This window comes from Pelosinus baikalensis, from assembly GCF_020819555.1.
Classification (GTDB): Bacteria; Bacillota; Negativicutes; order DSM-13327; family DSM-13327; genus Pelosinus; species Pelosinus baikalensis.
The window spans coordinates 1-5,522 of record NZ_JAJHJB010000088.1; the positions used below are offsets into that span (position 1 = coordinate 1).

The following is a 5,522-nucleotide window of genomic DNA, read 5'->3' on the forward strand; positions in this document are numbered from 1 at the left end:
TACCAGAGTTAAGGCATATTGTTCAAATCTTCTAGGGGGCTAAAAAGGTTCGATTGTTTAAAAGTATGCATCAGCATTTTACTTACTTCAATATATAACAATAAGATTTTAAATATTTTTACAAATCTTGTATGGCTTGACATGCTGTACAAAAAAGAATAAAATAAATTTAATTCCCAGCATTTCACTATGAATACTAGGGATTAAACCCTGAAAAATAGATAAAGATAATAAATGACGGATAGTAATAATGAGGTGAAAAAATGGCAGAAAAACTCTTAGCAATTCATGGGTTACATGCAGCCGTTGAAGGCAAAGAAATCTTAAAAGGCTTGAATCTTGAAATCAATAAGGGCGAAGTTCATGTTATTATGGGTCCTAATGGCTCCGGAAAATCGACGTTAGTGAATTTGATTATGGGCCATCCAAAGTATGAAATAACGGCTGGGTCCATTGCTTTTGAAGGTGAAGACATTACAGCTTTAAAAACCTATGAAAGAGCTAGAAAAGGAATCTTTCTATCTTTTCAAAATCCTGAAGAAATACCAGGGATAACGGTAGAAAATTTATTGCGGACAGCAAAAAATGCGATAACTGGTGAAACTATAAAAATTATGGCTTTTAAGAAAGAGCTGAAACAAGCTATGGAGACCTTAAAAATAGACAATACATATGCAGCACGACATGTAAACGTCGGCTTTTCAGGTGGAGAAAAGAAAAGAAATGAAATATTACAAATGATGATGCTCAATCCTCAATTGGCAATGCTGGATGAAACGGATTCGGGCTTAGATATTGATGCTGTTCGTATTGTTTCCTCAGGAGTAAAACACTTCAAAAACGAGCAGAATGCAATTTTAATTATTACACATAATACCAAGATTCTTGAGCAATTAGACGTAGATTATGTTCACATCTTAATGAACGGGAAAATTCTCCAGACCGGTGATGCTTCCTTGATATCCCAAATCAATGAAAATGGTTTTCTACATCTGGGAGGAGACGCTCTGGATTCAGGTGAGGTGAATATGCTTCATGGATAAGAAAAAGACTGTTGTTGAGGATATTGATCGAGGTCTTTATGATATTAAAAATAAAGATCGCTATCGTTATAAAGCCTCAAAAGGACTAACCCCTCAAATTGTGCTGGATATTTCCAAAGAAAAGAATGATCCAGAATGGATGCGAGAGTTTCGCCTTCGTTCTTTAGAAATTTACAATCAAACACCTATGCCGACATGGGGACCTTCTCTGCACGAACTGGATATGGATGATATTGTTACCTATGTCCGCCCAGACACAGAAATGAAGGGAAAGTGGCAAGAGGTTCCTGATGATATTAAAGATACATTTGAACGTCTGGGAATTCCCCAAGCTGAACGAGAATCATTAGCTGGTGTAGGAGCTCAGTACGATTCTGAAGTAGTTTATCACAGTGTCAAAGAAGAACTGGTCAAGCAAGGTGTAGTCTATACTGACATGGAAAGTGCCCTAAGAGAGTATGAGCCTATGATTAAGGAATATTTCATGAAGCTTGTTACACCAAATGATCATAAATTTGTAGCCCTGCATGGAGCTGTTTGGTCAGGTGGTTCCTTTGTCTACGTTCCGCCTGGTGTTCAGGTGGAAATACCGCTGCAGTCTTATTTTCGTTTGAATTCGCCAGGGGCAGGGCAGTTTGAGCATACATTAATTATCGTGGATAAAGGGGCGAAACTTCATTTTATTGAAGGCTGTTCTGCTCCTAAATATAATGTTACGAATTTGCATGCAGGATGCGTTGAGTTATACATAAAAGAAGATGCTAGTCTCCGCTACTCTACCATCGAAAACTGGTCGAGAAATATGCTGAATTTAAATACCAAGCGAGCCTTGGTAGAAAAAAATGGCAGCATTGAATGGGTTTCTGGTTCTTTTGGTTCTAAGATTTCCATGCTGTATCCCCGTAGTATTCTCAAGGGAGAAGGAGCACGAGCGGAGTTTAACGGTGTCACTTTTGCGGCTGGCGGGCAGGTGCTGGATACAGGGGCGGCTGTGATTCATGCGGCACCGTATACCTCTTCCAATATTAATTCCCGGTCTATTTCCAAAGGCGGAGGAGTTGCTGTTTATCGTGGTGCGGTAAAAGTAGCGGCCAATGCCCACCATTGCAAATCCTTGGTAAGCTGCGAATCCTTAATGCTGGACGATCTTTCTCGTTCTGATACCCTGCCGGTCATTGATATTCAAAATGATGAGGTAGATATCGGTCACGAAGCAAAAATTGGCAGAATCAGCGAGGAGGCTATCTTTTATCTCATGAGCCGGGGTATTAGTGAGCAAGAAGCTAAAGCTATGATTGTAAGAGGGTTTGCAGAACCGATTGCCAAGGAGCTTCCCTTGGAATATGCTGTGGAAATGAATAATTTAATTAATATAGAACTGGAAGGCACCATTGGATAGGGGATGATGACATGGAACTACAGAAGAATTTAAGCCCGATTCCAGTAAAAACCTGGAATTGGCTAGGTGTTAATAGTGCTGTCCTTGAAGCTGATATTCCTGCTATAACGGATTACTCCAAGCAGCCTATAACGAAAGGCTCAGAAAAGGGAGTAACCATTACAGATATCCGCTTGAATAGAGATACCATTAAATTTATGGAAAAGAAAATGGACGTTGGCGCGAGTGAAGCAATGAGAGACTTTGTTAAGAAGAATCAAAACAGCGGTTATTTCATTGAAATAGAAGAAGGGGAGAAAATAGGAACTCCTATTATCCTCCAATATGACTTAGATGAGGAAAATCCAACTCTAGTAGATGACCACTTTATCCTTGCTCATGAAAATAGCGAGGTGACCATTATCATCAACTATACATCTTCCTGTACTAAAAATGGGTTTCACAGTGGTGTGACCAAAGTTTTCGCTAAACCGGGGGCTGTTGTTCATTTAATTAAAGTGCAAATGCTGGCTGACCAAGATACTCATGTTGATGCCATTAGTGCGATCACTGATGACAAAGGGCAGGTTGATTTCACCTTGATAGAACTAGGGGCCCTACAAACCATTACAGGCTGTAGAACACAATTGGTGGGGAAAAACAGCACTGGAACGATTCATTCTCTCTATTTTGGTGATCAGAATCGTAAAATTGATATTAATTATGTGCAAACCCATCAGGCTCGTGAATCTTTGAGCAGCATAGAAGCACGAGGCGTACTCTTAGATCACAGTCAAAAAGTCTTTAAAGGTACATTGGACTTTATTAAGGGGTCCAGCGGCTCTAAGGGCAAAGAAGAGGAATATACGGTTTTATTAAGTCCAACCGTACGGAATCGTTCGACACCACTGATGCTGTGTGGGGAAGATGCGGTTGAAGGGCAACATGCTGTTAGTACAGGAAAAATGGATGAAAATAAACTTTTTTATCTGATGAGCAGAGGGCTTAGTGAAGTAGAGGCAAAAAAATTAATTATCGAAGCTGAATTTCAGCCCATTCTGGAAAAAGTACCAGTGATCGAATTGAGAGATACAATTTCTATGTATCTAAGGAGGCGGCTAAATCATGTCTAATAATTACGTCAATGATTTTCCTATCTTGCAAAAAACGATGAATGGAAAACGGCTTGTTTACCTTGATAATGGAGCTACAACTCAAAAACCTCTCTCAGTTATCAATGCTGTTCAAGAATATTATGCATCCTTTAATGCCAATCCTCATCGAGGCGCTTACGAGTTAAGTGTTAAGGCTACTCAAATTTATGAAGATGCTCGAGAGAAGGTTAGAAAATTCTTGGGGGCAGAAAAAACAAGTGAAATTATTTTCACTAAGAATGCCACCGAATCTTTAAATTTATTGGCTTATAGCTATGGTATGACCTTCATTAATCCCGGTGATGAAATTGTTATTTCCATTGCTGAGCATCACAGCAATATTGTGCCTTGGCAGCAGGTGGCTAAAGCGAAGGGAGCTACGTTACAATATTTGTATGTGAATGAAGCAGGCCTTCTAACGGATGAGGAAATCGAAAAGAAAATTAGCAGCAGAACCAAAATCGTAGCGGTTACCCAGGTATCAAATGTGCTTGGTATTATCAACCCCATTGAAAAGATTGTGCATAAGGCGCATAGCGTGGGGGCTGTTGTGATTGTTGATGGTGCACAAAGTGTTCCTCACTTTTCCGTGGATGTAAAAGTATTAGATGTTGATTTCTTAGTCTTCTCGGGACACAAGATGTTGGCTCCTATGGGAGTCGGCGTACTATACGGTAAAGAACAATTGTTGGATAAAATGCCGCCTTTCTTAAGCGGCGGAGATATGATTGAGTATGTATGGGAACAGGATACTTCTTTTGCACCACTGCCAGCTAAATTTGAAGCGGGAACACAAAATGTGGGAGGAGTCTTAGGACTGTCAGCAGCCATAGACTATGTTGAGAAGGTCGGTTTTTCCAATATAGAACAGATTGAAAAAGAATTAATTCATTATGCGATACCGAAACTTCAACAGCTCCCTTTTATTACTCTTTATGGATGCGAAGATCTTTCGAAAAAGACCGGGGTAATATCTTTTAATGTAAAAGATATTCATCCTCATGATGTATCCTCTATTTTGGATGCCGATGGGGTTGCTATACGAGCTGGTCATCATTGTGCGCATCCCTTGATGCAATATCTTGGAGTGAATGCAACATGTCGTGCTAGTTTTTATTTTTATAATACACGTGAAGATGTAGATGCATTGATAAATGCCTTAGGACGTGTCAGGGGAGTGCTTGGCTATGGATCTTAGTGAGATTTATACGGAAATTATTGCAGAGCATAATAAATCAAAGCGAAATAAAAAACAGATGGAAAATCCTACGGTGATCCTAAAGGGCAGAAACCCAAGCTGCGGCGATGAAATAGAACTCGCATTAAAGGTAGAGAAGAATATTATCCAAGATGCTTCCTTTACGGGGGTAGGCTGTGCGATTTCCCAAGCCTCTACATCGATGATGATTGATTTGATTCGGGGGCAGACCATTGAAAAAGCACAACTGCTGATTGATACTTTTCTAGGCATGATTAAACGGGAGATCACGGAGGAGGATCAATTGGAAATATTAGATGAGGCAATTGCCTTACAGAATATTTCCAACATGCCTGCCAGAGTGAAATGTGCAGTTTTATCATGGCATACACTGGAAAGCGCGATTACAGCGGAAGAAGGAAAAACAAGTGAAAGCAGTCAATCATCCCATTGAATGACTGCAAGTTATAGAAAGAAGACTCATCGCCGGATGAGTCTTCTTTTTTAGCAGAGGGAGTATAAGGTTTAAAGGAGGAGAGTATCATTGAATTGTCATTGCGAGCATAGCGAAGTAATCCTACTTCTTGTTAAGAGATTGCTTCACTTTATTCGCAAATGACAAAAAAGAAAACAATGAACCGCAAAGGCGCAATGCCGCTGCCCGCGGCACACAAAGGAGTGCACAAAAAAATACATAAAACCCTTTGTGTCCTTTGCGTCTTTGTGGTTCCTTTTTAGCCCCCTAGAAG

General features: G+C 40.0%; 5 protein-coding genes. All 5 read left to right on the forward strand.

Translation table 11 applies throughout. From position 1 onward, the window contains the following. The first annotated feature begins 263 nt into the window (after positions 1-263). The 5 genes from sufC to sufU are packed head-to-tail and all read left to right on the forward strand — an operon-like array spanning position 264 to position 5,227. The gene (sufC, locus tag LMF89_RS24940; protein ID WP_229537512.1) at positions 264-1,043 is read left to right on the forward strand and encodes a Fe-S cluster assembly ATPase SufC; all 780 of its coding nucleotides are present in this window, start codon (positions 264-266) and stop codon (positions 1,041-1,043) included. Next, positions 1,036-2,442: a Fe-S cluster assembly protein SufB gene (gene sufB, locus LMF89_RS24945; RefSeq protein ID WP_229537513.1), complete on the forward strand. Its 1,407-nt coding sequence runs from the start codon at positions 1,036-1,038 to the stop codon at positions 2,440-2,442. The genes sufC and sufB overlap by 8 nt, the downstream gene beginning before the upstream one ends. 11 nt (positions 2,443-2,453) lie before the next feature. After that, entirely contained in the window at positions 2,454-3,554 is a 1,101-nt protein-coding gene (locus LMF89_RS24950) for a SufD family Fe-S cluster assembly protein (protein WP_229537514.1), read from the forward strand. Then, the gene (locus tag LMF89_RS24955; RefSeq protein WP_229537515.1) at positions 3,547-4,773 is read left to right on the forward strand and encodes a cysteine desulfurase; all 1,227 of its coding nucleotides are present in this window, start codon (positions 3,547-3,549) and stop codon (positions 4,771-4,773) included. Before LMF89_RS24950 ends, LMF89_RS24955 begins: the two co-directional genes overlap by 8 nt. Beyond that, positions 4,763-5,227, forward strand: a complete 465-nt coding sequence (gene sufU / locus LMF89_RS24960; RefSeq protein ID WP_229537516.1) for a Fe-S cluster assembly sulfur transfer protein SufU — start codon at positions 4,763-4,765, stop codon at positions 5,225-5,227. The genes LMF89_RS24955 and sufU overlap by 11 nt, the downstream gene beginning before the upstream one ends. The last annotated feature ends 295 nt before the right edge of the window (positions 5,228-5,522 follow it).